Source organism: Pseudomonas sp. 8209 (assembly GCF_028682105.1).
Classification (GTDB): domain Bacteria; phylum Pseudomonadota; class Gammaproteobacteria; order Pseudomonadales; family Pseudomonadaceae; genus Aquipseudomonas; species Aquipseudomonas palmensis.
Genome location: NZ_JANIAH010000001.1, coordinates 436038 through 456389 on the forward strand (window position 1 = coordinate 436038; position 20352 = coordinate 456389).

The window sequence follows — 20352 nt, forward strand, 5'->3', positions numbered from 1 at the left end:
CCCTGCAAGCCAACTGCCATCACCGTTTATCACCCCACGTCAACTGCTTTCGCGCACCATCAGTTCGAAGCCCAGGTCCTGGGTGCGCGGCTGCCCGCCCTTGCCGTCGAGCAACGCCAGCAGCGCCTGCGCAGCCTGCCGCCCCACGGCAGCGCGCGGGGTGCGAATGGAGGTCAGGCGCGGTACCAGGTGAGCCGATGCCGGCAGGTCGTTGAAGCCCACCATCGCCACCTGCCCCGGCACCTCGATGCCCTGGCGCAAGGCCTGCAGAATCGCGCCCTGGGCCAGGTCGTCGTTGCAGAAGAACAGCCCGTCCACCTCCGGGTGACGCTCGAGCAACTGGCTGAACAGCTCGCCGCCCAGGCCGATGGATGACGGCTGCGGTGCGAGCATTTCCAGCGCCGGGTCATACAGCCCTGCATCGTCGAGCGCCTGGCGGAACCCGTCGGCGCGTTGCATCACCCGCGGATCGAGCTGCGCGGCAATGAAGCCCAGGCGCCGCCGTCCGCGTTCGATCAGGTGTCGGGCGGCCGCGCGCCCGGCCTGCTGCTGGGAAAACCCGACCGAAGTGGCCGTGTCCGGCCCACCCAGCTCCATCATGTGCACGCAGGGCACACCACTGGCGGCCAGCATCTGCTGCGACGCCTCGGTGCGGTCAAAACCGGTGAGCAGCATGCCGCACGGCTGGTAGGCCAGGTAGTTGCGAATCAGGTTCTCCTCTTCGGCCACGTCGTAGTGGAAGTTGCCGATCAGCACTTCAAGGCCGCGCGGGCGCATCACGTCGTGGATGGCTTCGAGGGTTTCGATGAACAGCTGGTTGGACAGCGACGGAATCAGCACCACCACCGACTGGCTCTGTGCCGACGCCAACGCGCGGGCTGCCGGGTTGGCGACATAGCCCAGCGCTGCGGCAGCATCCTTGACCTTCTGCACCAGTTCCGGGGCAACCGTGCTGATGCCGCGCAGGGCGCGCGAGGCGGTGATCGGGGAAACCCCGGAAAGCCTGGCCACTTCAGCCAGGGTGGGACGACCGGTAGTACGGGAGCCAATGCGGGTCATGGGGGCTTTTATTTTTCGGCTTGCAAAGAGAAGGGAACGGGCACTAAGGTAGCGCTGTCTCAGACGTCAGGCAATGCATAACTGCAGGTGCACGGCGATGAGCGCCCAGACTGCTTTTACAAAACCAATAACAACCGGGTGGGAAGCCGCCGAGGCGTTGTCAGCCTCGGCCAAAGATAGCGCTATCTCGCCCCGCAGGAGGTACCGATGAACTCTCCCCTGTCCGCTATTGTGGTGATGGGCGTGGCTGGCTGCGGCAAGAGCTGCGTCGGTTCTGCCATCGCCGATTGCAGCGGCGGCCGCCTGATCGAAGGCGATGCCTTTCACCCTGCCGCCAACATCCAGAAGATGAGCGCCGGCATTCCCCTTGACGATGACGACCGCGCTGGCTGGCTGATCCGCCTGGGCGAAGAGCTACAGGCCACCCTCAAGGCCGGCGAACGGCCGATCCTCACCTGCTCGGCGCTGAAAAAGCGCTACCGCGACGCCCTGCGCCACGCCGTACCCGACCTGGGCTTCGTGTTCCTCGAACTGACGCCCCAGGAAGCCGAACGCCGCGTGCTGGCACGCCCCGGCCACTTCATGCCAGCAAGCCTGATCGACAGCCAGTTCGCCGCCCTGGAGTCGCCGCGCGGCGAAACCCTGACCCTGACCCTGGACGCCACCCAACCCATCGCCCAGCTGGCCCGTCAGGTAGACACCTGGCTAAAGCCCTGCGGTGAGTCGGCACTGGCGCGAACTGCCTGATTTTCCGGCAGTTTTCCGGCTCACCAAAGATAGCGCTGTCTCGACTGCTGCACGCTGTAAAAGTTCCGCCCACAACAATGACAATACGAGGCACTGAACCATGTTCGGTCTGGCAACTGATACCTACCTCTTGCTTGATGCACTGGTGACCATCATCGGCCTGGTGCTGCTGATCACCCACTTCAAGGTGCACCCTTTCGTGGCGCTGACCCTGGCCGCGGGCTTTCTGGGCCTGACCTCCGGCATGCCGGTAGCCAAAGTGATGAAGTCGTTCCAGGACGGCTTCGGGGGCGTACTCGGCTTTGTCGGGATCGTGCTGGCACTGGGCACCATGCTCGGCAAGCTGATGGCCGATTCCGGCGGCGCCGACCAGATCGCGCAAACCCTGATTCGCGCCTTCGGCAAGCAGAAGGTGCACTGGGCCATGATGTTCGCCGCCTTCCTGGTGGGCATCCCGCTGTTCTTCGAAATCGGCTTCGTGCTGCTGATACCCCTGGTGTTCATCGTGGCCCGGCGCACCGGCGTATCGCTGATCAAGATCGGCATTCCACTGCTGGCCGGGCTGTCGGTGGTGCACGGGCTGGTGCCGCCGCACCCGGGCCCGCTGCTGGCCATCGGCGTGTTCGGCGCCGACATCGGCAAGACCATCTTCTACGGGCTGATCGTGGCGTTGCCCACGGCGATCATCGCCGGGCCGCTGTACGGCACGTTCATTTCGCGGTACATCCCCGGCTCGCCGTCCCAGGAGCTGATGGACCAGATCGCCCGCGAAGCCGAGCGCACGCAACTGCCCAGCTTCGCCATCACGCTGGTAACCATCCTGCTGCCGGTGTTCCTTATGCTGCTCAAGACCTTCGCCGACGTGGTACTGCCGGCCGAGCACATCTTTCGCCAGTGGATGGACCTGATCGGGCACCCGATCACGGCGCTGCTGGCCGCCCTGCTGCTGGCCTTCTACACCTTCGGCTCGGCCCAGGGCTTCAGCCGCCAGCAGATCATGAAGATGCTCGACCAGAGCCTGGCGCCTACGGCGGCAATCGTGCTGATCGTGGGGGCTGGGGGCGGCTTCAAGCAGATGCTGGTGGATACCGGTGTGGGCAACGTGATCGGTCAGATGGCGGTGCAGGCGCAGATCTCGCCGATCATGCTGGCCTGGCTGGTGGCGGCGGTGATTCGCATCGCCACGGGCTCGGCGACGGTGGCGACCATTACCGGTGCGGGTATCGTGGCCCCGGTGATCGGCATGATACCGGGCGTGAACCGCGAGCTGCTGGTGCTGGCCACGGGGGCCGGCTCACTGATCCTGTCGCATGTCAACGATGCGGGCTTCTGGCTGGTCAAGCAGTACTTCAACATGACCGTGGCCGAAACCTTCAAGACCTGGAGCATGATGGAAACCATCCTGTCGGTGGTGGGCATCATCTTCATCATGCTGTTGTCGCTGGTGGTCTGACGGCATCGCCGCAAAGCCAGCCCACAGGTTCTGGCTGTACCGCAGAACCCTGTGGAAGCTGGCTTGCCAGCGAAGATGCGCTAGAAGGCTGCCTTGAAGATCGCCTCGATCTCGGCCTGGCTGGCCCGCCGCGGGTTGGTCAGGCCGCAGGCATCCTTGAGCGCGTTGGCCGCCAGGGTCGGCACATCTGCCACCCGCGCACCCAGCACCTCCAGCCCCGGCGGGATCTCGATATCGTCGCTCAGTTGCACGATGGCCTGGATCGCCGCATCGGCACCCTGCGCCGCGTTCAGCCCCTCCACCGCCACGCCCATCGCCTGTGCCACATCACGCAGGCGCGCCGCGCTCACCGCCGCATTGAACCGCTGCACATGGGGCAGCAGCACCGCGTTGCACACCCCGTGCGGCAGGTCGTAGAAGCCACCGAGCTGATGCGCCATCGCATGCACGAACCCCAGCGAAGCATTGTTGAACGCCATGCCGGCGAGGAACTGCGCATAGGCCATGTTCTCCCGCGCGGTCAGGTCCTGCCCGTCGATCACCGCCTGGCGCAGGTTGCGGCTGATCAGCTCGATGGCCTTGAGTGCGCAGGCGTCGGTGATCGGCGTGGCCGCCGTGGATACATAGGCCTCGATGGCGTGGGTCAGTGCATCCATACCGGTGGCCGCCGTCAGCGACCTGGGCATGCCGACCATCAGCGCCGGGTCGTTCACCGACAGCAACGGGGTGACGTTGCGGTCGACGATGGCCATTTTCACGTGGCGCGCCTCGTCGGTGATGATGCAGAAGCGCGTCATCTCGCTGGCCGTACCGGCCGTGGTATTGATCGCGATCAGCGGCAATTGCGGCTTGGCGGAGCGGTCGACCCCTTCGTAGTCGCCGATGTGCCCGCCATTGGTGGCACACAGGGCAATGCCCTTGGCGCAGTCGTGGGGTGAACCGCCGCCCAGCGAAATCACGCAGTCGCAGTGCTCGCGCTTGAGCATCGCCAGGCCCTGCTCCACGTTGGCGATGCTCGGGTTGGGCTTGGCGCCGTCGAACACCACCGAGTCGATGTCACGCATCGCCAGCTGCTCGGCGATTCGCTGTGCCACGCCGGCCTTGGCCAGCCCGGTATCGGTGACGATCAACGCCTTGGCAAAGCCATAGCCGACAATGGCGGTCATGGCTTCGTCCAGGCAGTCGATGCCCATGATGTTGACGGCTGGGATGAAAAACGTGCTGCTCATGGCGGTATTCCTCAGGCTTTATATCTCTGCCTCAAGGATCCGCCCGTGGGCCGCAGGGCATGTTGATCCAGCGCAAAGTCAGCCAAGAAACAGCCGATAGGCCGGGTTGTCGGTCTCGTCCCAGTAGCGATAGCCCATGCCGTCTAGGGTGCCTGGCAACTGCGCCAGCTCATCGTCCGGCACCTGCAGCGCCACGAACACCCGCGCCTCGGCAGCCCCGTGGTTGCGGTAGTGGAACAGGCTGATGTTCCAGCGCTTGCCCAGGCGCTCCAGAAAGCCCAGCAAGGCGCCAGGACGCTCCGGGAACTCGAAGCGCAGCACCCGCTCGTCGAGCGAGGGGGCCGAGTGGCCGCCCACGGTGTGGCGGATATGCAACTTGGCCAGCTCGTTCTCGGTCAGGTCCAGCACCTCGTAGCCCTGCCCGGCCAGGCTGGCCAGCAACTGCGCGCGCGGGTCGGTGTGCGGATGGGTCTGCACGCCGACGAACAGGCGGGCCTCCTTGCCGGGCTGGTAGCGGTAGTTGAACTCGGTGATCTGGCGCTGGCCCAGGGCCTGGCAGAAGGCACGGAAGCTGCCCGGCTGCTCGGGGATGGTCACCGCGATGACCGCCTCGCGCTGCTCGCCCAGTTCGGCGCGTTCGGCCACATGGCGCAGGCGGTCGAAGTTGACGTTGGCACCGGAGTCGATTGCCACCAGGGTCTGGCCCGTCACGCCGCGGCTGGCCACGTACTTCTTGATCCCGGCCACCGCCAGCGCACCGGAAGGCTCGGTGATCGAGCGGGTGTCGTCGTAGATGTCCTTGATGGCCGCGCACAGCTCGTCGCTGCTGACCGTGACCACTTCGTCCACGTAATGCCGGCACACCTCGAAGCAATGCGCGCCGATCTGCGCCACCGCCACGCCGTCGGCGAAGGTGCCGACCTGGGGCAGCACCACCCTCTCGCCAGCGGCCAGCGCGGCCTGCAGGCAGTTAGAGTCATGCGGCTCGACGCCGATCACCTTTACCTGCGGGCGCAGGTACTTGACGTAGGCGGCGATGCCGGCGATCAGGCCGCCGCCGCCCACCGGCACGAAGATCGCGTCCAGCTCGCCCGGTTGCTGGCGCAGGATCTCCATGGCCACGGTGCCCTGCCCTGCAATCACGTCCGGGTCGTCGAACGGTGGCACGAACGTGGCGCCTTCGCTCTGGGCCAGTTGCAGCGCATGGGTCAGCGCCCGCGGGAAGCTGTCACCGTGCAGCACCACATTGCCGCCGCGCGAGCGCACCCCTTCGATCTTCAGCGCCGGAGTGGTGGTGGGCATCACGATGGTGGCGCGCATGCCCAGTTCACGGGCGGCCAGCGCCACGCCCTGGGCATGGTTGCCGGCGGACGCGGTGATCACCCCGCGCTCGCGCTGCTCGGTGCTCAGGCGACTGAGGCGGGTGTAGGCCCCGCGGATCTTGAAGGAAAAGGTCGGCTGCAGGTCTTCGCGCTTGAGCAGCACGTTGTTGCCCAGGGCCTCGGACAGTGCCCGGGCGGGCTGCAGGGGCGTCTCGATGGCCAGGTCATATACCGGTGCGGCAAGAATCCTTCGCACGTAGTCCGACAGCAGGCTGGTGGCGCTGGTCGAGGTGCTGGGGCAGACGGTAAGGCTGGTCATCGGTGACTCCTGGTTTTTTTTGAAGTGCCCAGGAGTCAGAAAGGAAAAACCCGCCTCCAAGGCGGGTTAGGTGCAAGGTGCTCGCTAGCCCGCCAATCTGATAATGGCGGTAATAATGCTGTGCGAAGGCAACGCTGCGAATAAGGTCATGGCAGCGAAACTAGCCCAGGGCCTTTTTCAAGTCAATCATTCATTTTGCGCTCGTGCAGGCTTGCACGCCGCGTTCGTGCGCCGATTCGGGCACGCCGAACACCCGGTCGAAGCCCCACTGGAACACGAAGGCGTACACGAAGAAGAACACGAACAGCGCAAGGTTGGTGCCCAGTGCCGCCCACAGGCTGATGTCCAGCCACCAGGCCACCACCGGCAGCAGGATCAGCACCAGCCCGCCCTCGAAGCCGATGGCATGCAGCAGGCGCCGTACGAAGGTGCGGCTGCGTCGGGCCTGACGTGCCTCCCAGAACTCGAACAGGTAGTTGTAGAGCATGTTCCAGCCCAGGGCCATGCCCGACATGATCACCGACAGCACGGTGGAATGGGCCATGCCCTCATCGAAGGCCAACGCCAGGGCCGGTGCGACACAGGCCACCGCGATGACTTCGTACAGAATGGCCTGGGTGATCTTGCGGGTAACGCCTTGCATGACGGGCTCCTTTCAACGGTATGCCGCGCAGGCTAGGCTGATTGAAGCCGGGTTTCAATGCTGAAGCGGTCAACTGTCGTCGGCCCGCTGGGGCCGGCAGACCGGCCAACACGCTGCCAGGCCATTGCGAGGCTCCCCGAATGGCCTGGCACAGGGCTCAATGGCCCTTGAGCTTGAGGTAGGACTGGTGCAGGTCGGACGCCCAGCCATCGAGCACTGCCTTCACATCGTCGGCCTTCATCACCTGGCTGTCGTTTTCCAGCGGCTTGCCACTGCCCTTGCGCACCACCTGGGCGAGCACCTTGTTGTTGCCGCCATCCAGAAACTGCGCCTCGGTGGCGATATCGGTCTCCTGGTCGCGGATGCCCGAGGCCGTGCTCACCGCTGCCGCCACCAGCGCCACCGGAATCACTTCGTATGCCTTCAGGCCCTCGGTCTTGCTGCTGACGGCCGTGATCGCCGGGCGTACCACGATCACCCCCGGGCCAGGGCCGGTGGCCAGCGGCAACGACTTGCCCAGCTCGCGCTTGAGCGCCTGGTCGTAGTAGTGGGTGATGCCTTGCAGGGTGCTCTGCGGAATCCGCGCGGTAGGCTGCGGCTTGGGATACAGCTGGCTGGGCTCGATGTATACGCTGGTGTAGCGGTCGAGCTTGAGGTTCGGGTCGATCCAGCGCATCACCGTGGCACCGGAGGGCGAGGTGGTCTGCTTGAGACGGCTGTAGTCCTTGAGGAACCCGGAGTACTCGTCGGGCTGCACGGTGCTGCTCGAACAACCGGCCAGGCCCAGCCCGGCCAGGCACAAGGTGCCGATGATCAATGCGTGTTTCATGCGGTCGCTCCAGTGGCGCCTGAAGAAAGGCTTCCTAGGTATAGGCTACAGTTGGCGGTGCATCCATCGACGTGAGGCAACATGGCATTCCACAAACTGGCCCATACCCACCCGCGCCTCAGCGCCGCCGCACTGGTCGGCTGCCTGGGCGGCGTGTTCATCCCGGCAGACAACCTGGTGCAACACATCCTGGCGGGCTGGAACCTCGGGGTCTGGCTGTACCTGCTGCTGGTGTTCTGGCTGACCCTGCGGGCAAAACCGGGCCAGGTGCGCAAGGTGGCCTGCATCGAGGACGAAAATGCCGGGCTGGTGCTGTTTACCGTGAGTATCGCGGCCATCGCCAGCCTTGCCGCAGTCACCCTGCAACTGGCCAGCAGCAAGGGCCTGACCGGCAGCACCCAGGCCCTGCACTACCTGTACACCGGCCTCACCGTGGCCGGCTCGTGGCTGCTGATCGGCACCATCTTCAGCCTGCACTATGCGCGCCTGTTCTACACCAGCACCGCCAAGCAGCCGCTGCTGCGCTTTCCAGACGAGGAGCGCAACCCCGATTACTGGGACTTCCACTACTTCTCGTTCACCCTCAGCGTCGCGGTGCAAACCTCCGATGTGGGCGTCGCCGGGCGTGAACTGCGCCGGGTGGTGCTGGCCCACTCGGTGATCGGTTTCGTGTTCAACACCGCGATTCTGGGTTTCACCATCAACATCGCCGCCGGCCTGCTCAGCTGAGCCCGCCGCTGGTCTGAAATACCCGTGGCGCCACCCTGCCCGCTTCAGCGGCCATGACAGCCTCACCCGCCGCAATGCGGACCACGCAAACGCTTGCGCAACCCACACATAGCAAAAAGCCATTGTGACGCAGGTCAAACATCCTGCAACGGGGCGCAAACAAGCGGCGGACAGCGGCCGCATCGGTGCTATGGTTAGGGTCTTGGCCTTCCCTGGGCAGCGTGTCCCGGGTACAGGCATGCTCAGCGAATCGGGGTCAGCTGTAAAAGGAGGCCGGCATGAACAAGCTCACGTTTCCCAACGCCTGCCAGATGATGCGCTGGCACTTCCATCCCCTGGGCTTTGAAGCCAGCATGGATGCACCGCGCAGCATGGTGGCGCGCGTGTTCGACCGCGCCACCGGCGAAACCCTGCTGGCGATTGCCGGCATTCCGTGCGCCACACTGATGGCGGCGTCGGATGTGGAGCGCATCATCGAAGCGGTGGAAGACGAGCTTGAAGCGTTCCAGCCCTCGTGTGCGCTGCGCTCGGCCTGACGCTGGCGCTCAGGCCTGCCCCACCGCCAGTCTCTCGATATCAGCCATGAAACGCTCGGCCGGCAGCGGCTGACCGAGCAGGTACCCTTGCAGCGAATCACACCCCAGACGGGTCAGGAAGTCCTGCTGGCGGTCGGTTTCCACCCCTTCGGCAACAATCCTCAACCCCAGTGCCTGCCCCAGCGCCACGATGGCCGACACGATCGCGGCATCGTCGCTGTCCTGTTCCAGGTCGCGCACGAAGCCACGGTCTATCTTCAGCTCGTTGGCCGGCAGGCGCTTCAAGTACATCAGGCTTGAGTAGCCGGTACCGAAATCGTCGATGGACAGGTCCACGCCCATGTCCGACAGGCGCTGCAACACCATCAGGCTCGCATCGGCGTCGTGCATGGCGGTGGTTTCGGTGATCTCCAGGGTCAGGCTGTTGGCCGGCAGGCGATGACGCTGCAAGGCCGACGCCACGCTGTCAACCAGCCCGGCATGGCAGAACTGGATGGCCGACAGGTTCACTGCAACCCGCCAGTTTTCATAGCCCTGGTCCATCCAGCTGCGCATCTGGCGGCAGGCCTCGTCCAGCACCCACTCGCCGATCGGGATGATCAACCCGGTTTTTTCCGCCAGCTGGATGAAGCGATCGGGCAGCAACATGCCGTGCTGCGGGTGCTCCCAGCGCAGCAGGGCCTCGGCACCGATAGGCTGGCGCCCCACCGCATCGAACTTGGGCTGGTAGAACAGGCGCAACTGGCGCTGCTCCAGCGCCATGCGCAGGTCCTGCAGCAACTGCAGCTGCAGGCGCGCGTTGCTGTTCATCGACACATCGAAAAAGCTGTAGGCGTTCTTGCCGGCGCTCTTGGCGTGGTACATGGCCGCGTCGGCATTGCGCAGCAGCTCCATCTGGTCTGCGCCGTTGCCGGGGTACAACACGATGCCGACGCTGGCGGAGATCTGCAGGCTCTGCTCGGCCACCCGGAACGGGCGCGACACCAGGTTGACCTGCTTGGCGGCCACCCCCACCGCGTCTTCAGGCTCGTCCAGTTCCACCAGCAGCACGAACTCGTCACCGCCGATGCGCGCCAGGGTGTCCTGGCTGTGCAGGTGGCCACGCAGGCGCATCGCCACCTCCTTGAGCAACTGGTCGCCGGTGTGATGGCCGAACGCGTCGTTGACCGGCTTGAACCCGTCCAGGTCGATGAACATCAGCGCAAAGCAGCCGCCCTGCTCGGCCACCTTGGCGATGGCCTGCTCGATGCGGTCGGTCAGCAGGCTGCGGTTGGGCAGCCCGGTGAGGGTGTCGTGCAGCGCCAGCTGGGTCAGCTCCTGGTTGGCCAGGGTCAGCGATTGCGCCAGCTCCGCAGTGCGCGCCTCCAGGCGTGCATCCAGCACCGAGGTCAGCAGCGCCACCGCCAGCACCGCCAGGGTGGTGATCAGCACCAGGTAGTCCAGGCCACTGCCGCTGAGCCCACCGTCCAGCGCGCCACAGAAGCTGCCGTCGGCAAAATTGGCCGCTGCCATGCCGGTGTAGTGCATGCCGACGATGGCAATGCCCATCACCACGGCGGCGCCGCCGCGAATCTGGCGTACATACGGGGTATTGCGGCGCAGGCGGAAGGCGATCCACAGTGCGGCCACCGACGCGCCTACTGCAATCAACAGCGAGGCGGCGAACAGCAGCGGGTCGTAGTCGATGCCCGGTTGCATCTGCATGGCGGCCATGCCGGTGTAATGCATGCTGCTGATGCCCGCGCCCATGATCAGCGCCCCCAGCGCCAACACGCGGCCCGGCAGGCTCGGCTGGCTCACCAGCCACAGTGCGAAGCCCGACGAAAGCACCGAGATCACCAGCGACAGCGCGGTGAGGCTCAGGTCGTAGCCCAGCTCGATGGGCAGGCTGAAGGCAAGCATGCCGATGAAGTGCATCGACCAGATCCCGGTGCCCAGGGCCAGAGCACCGCCGACCATCCACAGGTACGCGGCACGGCCCTTGGCGGTGGCGATGCGCCCGGTCAGGTCCAGCGCCGTGTAGGACGCCAGAATCGCCACGCACAGCGAAATCAGGACCAGCGAGGAGGAATAACTACCGTTGAGCATGAAGGTTCCAAGGCCCGGTTGACGGGCGCTGTCCCGGCCCGGTGAAAAACCGATGATTGTACTCAACCTTTAGCGAAACGCACGGAGTTTCCGAGGGATGGCGGGATGTTTTTGGCGAATGGCCATCAGGCTTTGGAACCGCGTCGCGGCCTTCGCCAGCAAGGCTGGCTCCTACAATCACACCGCGGCCTGTAGGCGCCGGCCTTGCCGGCGAACGCCTCGACGCACACTACCTGCCGATCGCGGTACGGTCTTCAGCAGCAAGGCTGGCTGCCTCCCAGCCACCCCCCAACGCCGCAATCAACTGCACGCTGGCCACCAGCCGGCCCTGCAGCAGGTTCAGCACGCTGCGTTCATTGCTCAACGCGGTGGTCTGCACGTTCACCACGTCCAGGTACCCGATCAGGCCCGCCTTGTACTGGTTCTCGGTCAGGCGCAGCGACTCGCGCGCCGACGCCAGCGCCTCATCGCGCACCTGCGCCTCATCGGCATACACCTTCAGCTGCACCAGGTAGTTTTCCACCTCCTGGAAGCCATCCAGCACGCTCTGACGGTACTGCGCCACAGTCTGGTCATACACGGCCTTGGTACGGTCGACCTCGGCCGAGCGCTTGCCGGCATCGAACAGGGTCACGGCCAACTGCGGCCCCACCGACCAGAATCGGTTCGGCAAGCTGATCCAGTCGCTGAAGCTGCTACTGCTGTAGCCACCGCTCATGCTCAGGGTCAGGTCCGGGAAGTACGCCGCCCGCGCCACGCCGATATTGGCGTTGGCCGCCATCACCTTGCGCTCGGCCGAGGCAATGTCGGGGCGGCGCTCCAGCAGCTGCGACGGCAGCGCCAGCGGGATCTGCGGCAAGGCCGGTATGGTGGTGCTCGGCGCCAGGGCAAATTCGGCCGGCGCCTTGCCCATCAGCACGGCAATCGCATTCTCGAACTGCGCCCGCTGCCAGATCAGGTCGATCAGGTCGGCCTGGGTGCTCTTGAGCTGGGTCTGTGCCTGGGCCACCGCGTCCTTGCCCGAAACCCCGGCGCGGTACTGGTTCTGGGTCATGGTCAGCGAACGCTGATAGGCCGCCAGCGTGGCCTCGAGCAGGCGCTTCTGCTCATCGATCACACGCAGCTGCAGGTAGTTCTGCACCAGCTCCGACTGCAGGCTCAGGCGTATCGCCGCCAGGTCCGCCAGGCTCGCCTCGGCACTTGCCTCGTTGGCGTTCAGGCCCTCACGCAGCTTGCCCCACAGGTCGGCTTCCCAGCTCACGCCCAGCTGGGCGCTGTACGTGTCGCGGATACCGCTGCTGTTGTTGCTCAGGCTCGAACTGCTGCTGCCGGTGCCCTGGCTGGAGCGGGTCTTGCCGGCGCTCAGGTCGAGGCTGGGAAACAGCGAAGCCCGGGCGCTGCGCACCAGGGTCTGGGCCTGGCGGTATTGCGCCTCGTACTGGGCCACCGTCTGGTTGTTGGCATTGAGCTGCTCGACCAGACCGTTGAGCTGCGCATCGCCGTACAGCTCCCACCAGGCGCCGCGCGCCAGGGCGTCGGAGGGGTTGGCCTGGGTCCAGCCCTCGGCGTACTTGAACGCCACCGGCTCCGGCGCCTGTGGCCGGTGGTAGTCGGGGCTCAGGGTACAGGCGCTGAGCATCGCCAGGCACAGGGCCGAGGTCAGCAGGCGCGAACCACGGGCCGCCAGCACGCGCTGCAGGGAAGGTGGACAAACATCGGCAGGTCGGGTCATAGCGGGGTTTCCAAAGCAGCGTCGGTACGCACGCCGCGCCAGTGATTGAAGCGATGGCGCAAGCGGTCCAGATAGAGGTAGACCACCGGGGTGGTGTAAAGCGTGAGGATCTGGCTGAACACCAGCCCGCCAATGATGGTCAGGCCCAGCGGCTGGCGCATCTCGGCGCCCTCGGCGGTGCTCAGCAGCAACGGCAAGGCGCCCAGGATCGCCGCCAGGGTGGTCATCAGGATCGGCCGCAGACGCAGCAGGCAGGCCCGACGAATCGACTCCTGCGGGCTGAGCCCTTCATGGCGCTCCAGCTGCAGGGCCAGGTCGATCATCAGAATCGCGTTCTTCTTCACCACCCCGATCAGCAGGAACAGCCCCAGCAGCGAGATCAGGCTGAATTCGCTGCCGACCACGTACAGCGTCAGCAGCGCCCCTACCCCGGCCGACGGCAGGGTCGAGAGGATGGTCAGCGGGTGAATGTAGCTTTCATACAGAATCCCCAGCACCAGGTACACCGCCAGCAAGGCGCCGAGGATCATCCAGGGCTGGCCCTCCTGGCTCTTGGTGAAGGCATCGCCGGTACCGCCAAGCTTGGCGATCACGTCCTCGGGCAGGCCGACCTTGGCCACCGCGCGCTCCACCGCGGCCAGCGCCACGTCCTGGCTGACGCCTTCTGCGAGGTCGAACGAGATGTCCTCGGAGGCGAACTGCCCCTCGTGGCTGACACGGTCCTCGGCCAGGCTGTTCTCGTAATGGGCAAAGGTCGACAGCGGCACGCGCGCGCCGTCGGCGGTGATCACCTGGACCTGCTCCAGGGTGCGCGGGTCCTGCGCATACTTGGGGTTGACCTCCATCACCACCTGGTACTGGTTGAGGCTGTCGTAGATGGTCGAGATCTGGCGCTGGCTGTAGGCGTTGTTGAGCACGGCGGTGACCATGTTCATGTCGATGCCCAGGCGCTTGGCCTGCTCGCGATCGACCACCAGGGTCACCTGCTGGGTGCCGCTGCCTTCGCGGGCGTCGATGGCCGTCAGCTCCGGCAGCGCCTTGAACGCCGCCACCACCTTCGGGTACCACTCGCGCAACGCCGTCAGCTCGCCACTTTGCAGGGTGTAGAGAAACTGCGAGCTGCTCTGCTCGCGGCCACCGCCAAACTGCAGGTCCTGGTCGGCCATCAGGAACAGCCGCCCGCCGGGTACCTTGGGCATCTCCTTGCGCAGGCGCTCGATGATCTTCTGCGCCGACTCCTTGCGCTCCTTGATCGGCTTGAGGCGCACCAGCACCATGGCGTTGTTGATGCCGCTGTTGCCGCCGATGAAACCGGCCACGCTCTGCACGGCCGGGTCCTTGAGCAAGGCGCGCCGGTAGATTTCCATCTTCGGCTGCATCACCGCGAACGACAGCCCGTCGTCACCCCGCACAAAGCCCATCAGCTGGCCGGTGTCCTGCTGCGGCATCAGGGTCTTGGGCACCACCACGTACAGCGCCACGTTGACCACGATGGTCACCAGCAGGCTCAGCAGCGTCAGGCGGCGATGGCGCAGCGCCCAGCCCAGGCTGCGGTCGTAGCCGGCCATCATGCGCTGGTTGAGACGCTCGCTCCAGCGCTGCAGGCGGGTCTGCTCGCCGGGGGCGTGAGGTTTGAGCCAGCGCGCGCAGAGCATCGGCGTGAGCGTCAGCGACACCACCAGCGACACCAGGATGGCCGCCGCCAGGGTGATGGAGAACTCGCGGAACAACGACTCGACGATGCCGCCCATGAACAGGATCGAGACGAACACCGCCACCAGCGAGGCGTTCATCGCCAGCAGCGTGAAGCCCACCTCCTTGGCGCCGAGGAAGGCCGCGGCCAGCGGCGCGACGCCTTCGTCGATATGCCGCGAGATGTTCTCCAGCACCACGATGGCGTCGTCCACCACCAGGCCGGTGGCCAGAATCAGCGCCATCAGCGACAGGTTGTTGAGCGAGAACCCGCACAGGTACATCACCGCGAAGGTGCCCACCAGCGACACCGGCACCGCCAGGGTCGGGATCAGCGAGGCGCGCAGGTTGCCCAGGAACAGGAACACCACCAGGATCACCAGCGCCACGGCGATCAGCAGCGTGTGTTCGGCCTCCTTGAGGGTGGCCTTGATCACCGGCGAGCGGTCCATGGCCACGTTCAGTTGCACGCTGGCCGGCATCAGGTCCTGCAACGCCGGCAACTGCTCCTTGATGCTCTCGATGGTCTTGATGATGTTGGCGCCGGTCTGGCGGTTGATCACCAGCAGCACCGCGTCCTTGTCATTGAAGAAGCCGCTGTTGTAGCGGTTCTCCACGCCATCGGTGACCTTGGACACGTGGCTCAGGCGCAGCACCGAGCCGTCCTGGTAGCGAATCACCAGCGGGCCGTAGTCCTTGGCTTTCTCCAGTTGATCGTTGGCCTGTACCTGCCAGCTGCGCTGGGTGTCCTCGATGAAGCCCTTGGGCCGGCGCACGTTGGCGTTGGCGATGGTCTGGCGCACATCGTCCAGGCTCACGCCGTACTGGTTGAGCAGTTGCGGCTCAAGCTCGATACGCACCGCCGGCAGCGAACTGCCGCCGATCTGCACCTCGCCCACACCCGGCACCTGGGACAGGCTCTGGGACAGGATGGTGGAGGCCAGGTCGTAGAGCTGGCCCTTCTGCAGTACATCGGAGGTCAGCGACAGCACCATGATCGGTGCCTGGGCCGGGTTGAACTTGTTGTAGGTGGGCATGCTCTTCATGCCGCTGGGCAGCAGGTTGCGCGTGGCATTGATGGCCGCCTGCACCTCGCGTGCGGCGCCATCGATGTCGCGCCCCATGTCGAAGCCCAGGATCACCCGCGTGGAGCCCTGGCTGGAACGGCTGGTCAGGGTGTTGACCCCGGCGATGCTGCCCAGCGAGCGTTCCAGCGGGGTTGCCACGGTGGAGGCCATCACCTCGGGGCTGGCCCCGGGCAGGCTGGCCGACACCACGATCACCGGGAAGTCCATCTGCGGCAGCGGCGCCACCGGCAGCAGGCCGAAGCTGACCCCGCCCAGCAGCATGATGGCCAGGCTCAGCAGCATGGTCGCCACCGGGCGACGGATAAACGGGCCGGAGAGGTTCATGCGTCGGCCTGTTGCGGGTCAGGCTGACGGCGCCAGCGACGCGCCAGGCGGTCGAAGTACAGGTAGATCACCGGCGTGGTGAACAGCGTCAGCACCTGGCTCACCAGCAGCCCGCCCACCATCACCAGCCCCAGCGGCTGGCGCAGCTCGGCGCCCGAGCCGGTGGCGAGCATCAGCGGGATGGCCCCGAACAGCGCCGCCAGGGTGGTCATCAGGATCGGCCGGAAGCGCAGCAGCGCCGCCTGGTAGATCGCCGTCTGCGGGTCCATGCCCTGGTTGCGTTCGGCCTCCAGGGCAAAGTCGATCATCATGATCGCGTTCTTCTTGACGATACCGATCAGCAGGATGATGCCGATGATCGCGATCATGCCCAGGTCGTTGCCACTGATCATCAAGGCCAGCAGCGCGCCCACTGCAGCCGAGGGCAGGGTCGAAAGGATGGTCACCGGGTGGATGTAGCTCTCGTAGAGCACGCCGAGCACGATATACATGGTCACCACCGCCGCCAGAATCAGCAGCAGGGTGCTCGACAGCGACGCCTGGAAGGCTTCGGCCGCGCCCTGGAAGCGGGTCTGCACGCCCAGCGGCATGCCGATCTGCTGCTGCACCTGTTCGATGACCTTGACGCCCTCGCCCAGCGACACGCCTTCGGCCAGGTTGAACGACATCATCACCGCCGGGAACTGGCCGATGTGGGCAATGGCCAGTTGCGCCTGGCGCTGCTCCACATGGGCCAGGCTCGACAGGCGCACCTGCGCGCCATCGGTGGTCTTGACGTAGATCTGGTCGAGCACCTTGGGCCCAAGGTCGGCCGCCGCAGCGGCCTGCAGCACCACGCGGTACTGGCTGGCCTGGGTATAGATGGTGGAGATCTGGCGCTGGCCGAAGGCGTCGTACAGCGCGTTGGTGATTTCCGACACGTTGATGCCCAGACGGCTGGCGGCGTCGCGGTCGATCACCAGAAACACCTGCAGGCCCTTGTCCTGCAGGTCGCTGGCCACATCGGTCAGCTCGGGGCGATCATGCAACGCATCCACCAGCTTGCCGCTCCACTGCGCGAGCAGGTCGGCATCCGGCGACGACAGGCTGAACTGGTACTGGGTGCGGCTGACGCGGTCTTCGATGCTCAGGTCCTGCACCGGCTGCATGAACAGGCGAATGCCCACCAGCTTGTCCAGTTGCGGTTGCAAACGGGTGATGACCTGCGAGGCAGTGATGTCGCGCTCGCCGTGGGGCTTGAGGTTGATCAGCAACCGGCCGCTGTTGAGCGTGGCGTTGTCGCCGTCGACGCCGATGTACGACGACAGGCTCTGCACGGCCGGGTCCTGCAGGATCACCGCGCTCAGTTCCTGCTGGCGCTGGCTCATGGCGGCGAACGAGATCGATTGCGGGGCTTCGGAAATACCCTGGATCACCCCGGTGTCCTGCACCGGGAAAAAGCCCTTAGGCACCGCCAGGTACAGCAGCACGGTCAGGCCCAGGGTCGCCACCGCCACCAGCAGGGTCAGCGGCTGGTGGCGCAGCACCCACTGCAGGCCGCGACCATAGTGGGCGATCATCCAGTCGATCCAGGCACCGCTGGCGCGGTAGAAGCGCCCCTGTTCCTCTTCCCTGGGCTCGCGCTTGAGCAGGCGCGCGCACATCATCGGCGTGAGGGTCAGCGACACCACCAGCGAGATCAGGATCGCCACCGCCAGGGTGATGGCGAACTCGCGGAACAACCGCCCCACCACGTCGGCCATGAACAGCAGCGGGATCAGTACCGCGATCAGCGAGAAGGTCAGCGAGATCAGGGTGAAGCCGATCTGCCGGGCGCCCTTGAGCGCGGCCTGCATCGGCGTCTCGCCCTCCTCGATATGCCGCGAGATGTTCTCCAGCATCACGATGGCATCGTCCACCACGAAGCCGGTGGCGATGGTCAGGGCCATCAGCGTGAGGTTGTTGATCGAGAACCCGGCCAGGTACATCACGCCGAAGGTGCCGATCAGCGACAGTGGCACGGCGATCGACGGGATGAGGGTGGCGCTGGCCCGGCGCAGGAACAGGAAGGTCACCAGCACCACCAGCACGATGGCGATCAGCAGCTCGTGCTGCACATCCTTGACCGAAGCACGGATGGTCTGGGTGCGGTCGGTGAGCACCACCACGTCCAGCCCCGCCGGCAGGTTGTCGGTGATCGACGGCAGCAGCGCCTTGATCCGGTCGACCACCTCGATGACGTTGGCCCCAGGCTGGCGCTGGATGTTCAGCAGCACTGCCTGGCTCTGGTTGGCCCAGGCCGCCAGGCGCTCGTTCTCGGCGCCGTCGACGATCTCGGCAACGTCCTTCAGGCGCAGCGGCGCACCGTTCTTGTAGGCCAGGATCAGGTTGGCGTATTCCTCGGGGGAGCGCAGCTGGTCGTTGGCGTCGAGCATCGAGACCCGCGTGGGGCCGTCGAAGTTGCCCTTGGGCTGGTTGACGTTGGAGGCGCCGATCAGGGTGCGCACGTCGGCCAGGTTCAGCCCGGCCGAGGCCAGCGCGTCAGGGTTGACCTTGATGCGTACCGCCTGGCGCTGGCCACCGGCGATGCTGACCATGCCCACACCGCTGATCTGTGCGATCTTCTGCGCCATGCGCGTGTCGACCAGGTCGTTGAGCTTGGGCAGCAGCATGGTCTTGCTGGTGATGGCCAGGGTCAGTACCGGGGTATCGGCCGGGTTGACCTTGTTGTACACCGGCGGCGCCGGCAGGTCGCTGGGCAACAGGTTGCTGGCCGCGTTGATCGCCGCCTGCACCTGCTGCTCGGCGACGTCCATGTTCATTTCGAGGCTGAAGCGCAGGGTCAGTACCGAGGCACCGCCCGAACTGGTCGAGGCCATCTGGGTAAGCCCGGGCATCTGCCCGAACTGGCGCTCCAGCGGCGCGGTGACCGCGCTGGTCATCACCTGCGGGCTGGCACCGGGGTACAGGGTAATGACCCGGATGGTCGGGTAATCGACCTGGGGCAAAGCCGCCACGGGCAGCAACGTGTAGGCGATCAGGCCGGCCAGCACGATGGCAAGCATGCTCAGCGTGGTGGCGACCGGGCGCAGGATGAACAGCCGCGAAAGGTTCATGCGCCAGCCTTGCCCTGCTCGCCCGGCGTGGCCGAGAGGTCTTTCTTGTCCTGGCCCTGCAGGTGCTGGCCTGGGGTGGCGGGCACGTCGCTGCTGTCGTTGACCACTTCCACCTCGCTGCCGTCACGCAGGCGGTCGGTGCCTTCGAGCACCACGCGCTCGCCTTTGGCCAGGCCTTCCTTGACCACCGTGAGGTCGCCGTCGCTGGCGCCGAGCTTGAGGCTGCGGATGGTCACCTTGTTGTCGCCGTCCATCACGTAGGCGAAGGTGCCGTTGGTGCCGAACTGCATCGCGGCCGATGGCGCCAGCACCACGTCCTTCAAGGTGTCGGCCAGCAGGCGCACGTTGACGAACTGGTTGGGGAACAGCATTTCATCCTGGTTTTCGAACCCGGCCTTGAACTTCAGGGTGCCGGTGGTGGTGTCGATCTGGTTGTCCAGGCTGCTCAGCACGCCCACCGAGAGCTGCTGGGTGTCGCCGCGGTCCCACGCCTGCACCGGCAGCTGGGCCCCGCTGCGGTAGCGCGACAGCACGGTGCTCAGCTCGGTTTCCGGCAGGGTGAAGACCACGGTGATCGGCTGGGTCTGGGTGATCACCACCAGTGCCGTGGTGTCGTTGGCCGCCACCAGGTTGCCGACGTCCAGCTGGCGCAGGCCCAGGCGCCCGCTGATGGGGGCACGAATCCTGGTGAAGTCGAGGTTGAGCCTGGCATCGCCCACCGCCGCCTGGTTGGTCTTGATGGTGCCCTGGTACTGGGCTACCAGCGCGGCCTGGGTATCGAGGGTCTGCTTGGCGATGCTGTCTTCGGCGAACAGGCCCTTGTAGCGCTCAAGGTCGATCTGGGCGTTTTTCAGCTGCGCCTGGTTCTGTGCCAGGGTGCCTTCGGCCTGCTGCAGGGCGATCTGGTAGCTGCGCGGGTCGATCTCTGCCAGCAGGTCGCCGGCCTTGACCCGCTGGCCTTCCTTGAAGTTGATCTTGACCAGCTCGCCGCCCACGCGGCTGCGCACGTTGACCGTGTTGGTCGCGGTCACGGTGCCCAGGGCCTTGTAGTACAGCGGGAAGTCGCCCACGGTGGCCGGCGCCACACGCACCGGTACCGGCCCGCCGAACGCGCCGAAACCTGGCCGCCCGCCCCCCGGCTTGCCTGCGCCCGGGGCCTTGGTCGCCGGCGATGAGGGCCAGAATACCCAGCACAGGCCGGCAATCAGCAGCAGGACCAGCAGGCTCAGCAGCCAGCGACGGGAGTGACGAGGACGGGCGGTTTGCATCGGTTGATCGGCCATTGTGCGGAAAGACTTCTCTTGAGGAGGCTGAACGATAAGCAGTAGAGCGGTTTTAGCAAAGCGCCTTTACCGGCTATTTACCTAGAGCTGACGTTGGCAAAGTGCTGAACTATAAATAAAAACGGCCTGGGCTAAGGCCAGGCCGTTACAACTTTTTTCAAATAACCTTTCTATTTCAGCACCG

Annotated in this window: 14 protein-coding genes; 4 read left to right on the plus strand and 10 right to left on the minus strand. The window is 65.6% G+C overall.

Features of this window, described 5'->3' with window-relative positions:
* Window positions 1–39: 39 nt before the first annotated feature.
* A complete protein-coding gene (locus NP552_RS01910; protein WP_054914573.1) occupies window positions 40–1059 on the minus strand; it encodes a LacI family DNA-binding transcriptional regulator in 1020 nt (339 codons plus the stop codon).
* A gap of 207 nt (window positions 1060–1266) precedes the next feature.
* Here NP552_RS01910 and NP552_RS01915 point away from each other — a divergent pair, with 207 nt between their 5' ends.
* Together NP552_RS01915 and NP552_RS01920 are read left to right on the plus strand one after the other, a co-directional pair.
* The gene (locus NP552_RS01915; protein ID WP_043861445.1) at window positions 1267–1806 is read left to right on the plus strand and encodes a gluconokinase; all 540 of its coding nucleotides are present in this window, start codon (window positions 1267–1269) and stop codon (window positions 1804–1806) included.
* A gap of 100 nt (window positions 1807–1906) precedes the next feature.
* Window positions 1907–3259, plus strand: coding sequence for a GntP family permease (locus tag NP552_RS01920; RefSeq protein ID WP_043861444.1), 1353 nt, complete (start codon window positions 1907–1909; stop codon window positions 3257–3259).
* Between the two features lie 80 nt (window positions 3260–3339).
* Here the strand turns inward: NP552_RS01920 and yiaY are convergent, their stop codons facing one another.
* The 4 genes from yiaY to NP552_RS01940 all read right to left on the minus strand — a co-directional run bounded on the left by yiaY (window position 3340) and on the right by NP552_RS01940 (window position 7601).
* A complete protein-coding gene (gene yiaY / locus NP552_RS01925; RefSeq protein WP_054914574.1) occupies window positions 3340–4488 on the minus strand; it encodes an L-threonine dehydrogenase in 1149 nt (382 codons plus the stop codon).
* 78 nt (window positions 4489–4566) lie between these two features.
* Window positions 4567–6129, minus strand: a complete 1563-nt coding sequence (gene ilvA / locus NP552_RS01930; RefSeq protein ID WP_274096341.1) for a threonine ammonia-lyase, biosynthetic — start codon at window positions 6127–6129, stop codon at window positions 4567–4569.
* A 190-nt stretch (window positions 6130–6319) separates the two neighbouring features.
* A complete protein-coding gene (locus NP552_RS01935) occupies window positions 6320–6772 on the minus strand; it encodes a PACE efflux transporter (protein WP_043861441.1) in 453 nt (150 codons plus the stop codon).
* A 157-nt stretch (window positions 6773–6929) separates the two neighbouring features.
* Complete coding sequence (locus tag NP552_RS01940) at window positions 6930–7601, minus strand: DUF3313 domain-containing protein (RefSeq protein WP_043861440.1); 672 nt, start codon at window positions 7599–7601, stop codon at window positions 6930–6932.
* A gap of 81 nt (window positions 7602–7682) precedes the next feature.
* Here NP552_RS01940 and NP552_RS01945 point away from each other — a divergent pair, with 81 nt between their 5' ends.
* Window positions 7683–8330, plus strand: a complete 648-nt coding sequence (locus NP552_RS01945) for a DUF1345 domain-containing protein (RefSeq protein ID WP_054914577.1) — start codon at window positions 7683–7685, stop codon at window positions 8328–8330.
* A gap of 278 nt (window positions 8331–8608) precedes the next feature.
* Entirely contained in the window at window positions 8609–8866 is a 258-nt protein-coding gene (locus tag NP552_RS01950) for a DUF1652 domain-containing protein (RefSeq protein WP_043861439.1), read from the plus strand.
* A 9-nt stretch (window positions 8867–8875) separates the two neighbouring features.
* Here NP552_RS01950 and NP552_RS01955 read toward each other — a convergent pair whose 3' ends face one another.
* The 5 genes from NP552_RS01955 to NP552_RS01975 all read right to left on the minus strand — a co-directional run bounded on the left by NP552_RS01955 (window position 8876) and on the right by NP552_RS01975 (window position 20168).
* The gene (locus NP552_RS01955) at window positions 8876–10954 is read right to left on the minus strand and encodes a putative bifunctional diguanylate cyclase/phosphodiesterase (protein ID WP_058540139.1); all 2079 of its coding nucleotides are present in this window, start codon (window positions 10952–10954) and stop codon (window positions 8876–8878) included.
* A gap of 229 nt (window positions 10955–11183) precedes the next feature.
* The gene (locus tag NP552_RS01960; RefSeq protein WP_253087152.1) at window positions 11184–12686 is read right to left on the minus strand and encodes an efflux transporter outer membrane subunit; all 1503 of its coding nucleotides are present in this window, start codon (window positions 12684–12686) and stop codon (window positions 11184–11186) included.
* On the minus strand, window positions 12683–15790 hold the full coding sequence (locus tag NP552_RS01965) for an efflux RND transporter permease subunit (RefSeq protein ID WP_274096342.1): 3108 nt from the start codon (window positions 15788–15790) through the stop codon (window positions 12683–12685). The genes NP552_RS01960 and NP552_RS01965 overlap by 4 nt, the downstream gene beginning before the upstream one ends.
* Complete coding sequence (locus NP552_RS01970) at window positions 15787–18885, minus strand: MdtB/MuxB family multidrug efflux RND transporter permease subunit (protein ID WP_255001167.1); 3099 nt, start codon at window positions 18883–18885, stop codon at window positions 15787–15789. The genes NP552_RS01965 and NP552_RS01970 overlap by 4 nt, the downstream gene beginning before the upstream one ends.
* Window positions 18882–20168 (minus strand): MdtA/MuxA family multidrug efflux RND transporter periplasmic adaptor subunit, encoded by a 1287-nt coding sequence (locus tag NP552_RS01975; RefSeq protein WP_078480367.1) that lies wholly within the window; start codon window positions 20166–20168, stop codon window positions 18882–18884. Before NP552_RS01975 ends, NP552_RS01970 begins: the two co-directional genes overlap by 4 nt.
* Window positions 20169–20352: the final 184 nt, after the last annotated feature.

Coding starts and splice junctions, on each gene's coding strand:
- NP552_RS01935 (WP_043861441.1), bottom strand. CDS start 6,772: ATGCAAGGCGTTACCCGCAAGATCACCCAGGCCATTCTGTACGAAGTC.
- NP552_RS01920 (WP_043861444.1), top strand. CDS start 1,907: ATGTTCGGTCTGGCAACTGATACCTACCTCTTGCTTGATGCACTGGTG.
- NP552_RS01945 (WP_054914577.1), top strand. CDS start 7,683: ATGGCATTCCACAAACTGGCCCATACCCACCCGCGCCTCAGCGCCGCC.
- NP552_RS01960 (WP_253087152.1), bottom strand. CDS start 12,686: ATGACCCGACCTGCCGATGTTTGTCCACCTTCCCTGCAGCGCGTGCTG.
- NP552_RS01965 (WP_274096342.1), bottom strand. CDS start 15,790: ATGAACCTCTCCGGCCCGTTTATCCGTCGCCCGGTGGCGACCATGCTG.
- NP552_RS01975 (WP_078480367.1), bottom strand. CDS start 20,168: ATGGCCGATCAACCGATGCAAACCGCCCGTCCTCGTCACTCCCGTCGC.
- NP552_RS01950 (WP_043861439.1), top strand. CDS start 8,609: ATGAACAAGCTCACGTTTCCCAACGCCTGCCAGATGATGCGCTGGCAC.
- NP552_RS01915 (WP_043861445.1), top strand. CDS start 1,267: ATGAACTCTCCCCTGTCCGCTATTGTGGTGATGGGCGTGGCTGGCTGC.
- NP552_RS01940 (WP_043861440.1), bottom strand. CDS start 7,601: ATGAAACACGCATTGATCATCGGCACCTTGTGCCTGGCCGGGCTGGGC.
- NP552_RS01910 (WP_054914573.1), bottom strand. CDS start 1,059: ATGACCCGCATTGGCTCCCGTACTACCGGTCGTCCCACCCTGGCTGAA.
- ilvA (WP_274096341.1), bottom strand. CDS start 6,129: ATGACCAGCCTTACCGTCTGCCCCAGCACCTCGACCAGCGCCACCAGC.
- NP552_RS01955 (WP_058540139.1), bottom strand. CDS start 10,954: ATGCTCAACGGTAGTTATTCCTCCTCGCTGGTCCTGATTTCGCTGTGC.
- yiaY (WP_054914574.1), bottom strand. CDS start 4,488: ATGAGCAGCACGTTTTTCATCCCAGCCGTCAACATCATGGGCATCGAC.
- NP552_RS01970 (WP_255001167.1), bottom strand. CDS start 18,885: ATGAACCTTTCGCGGCTGTTCATCCTGCGCCCGGTCGCCACCACGCTG.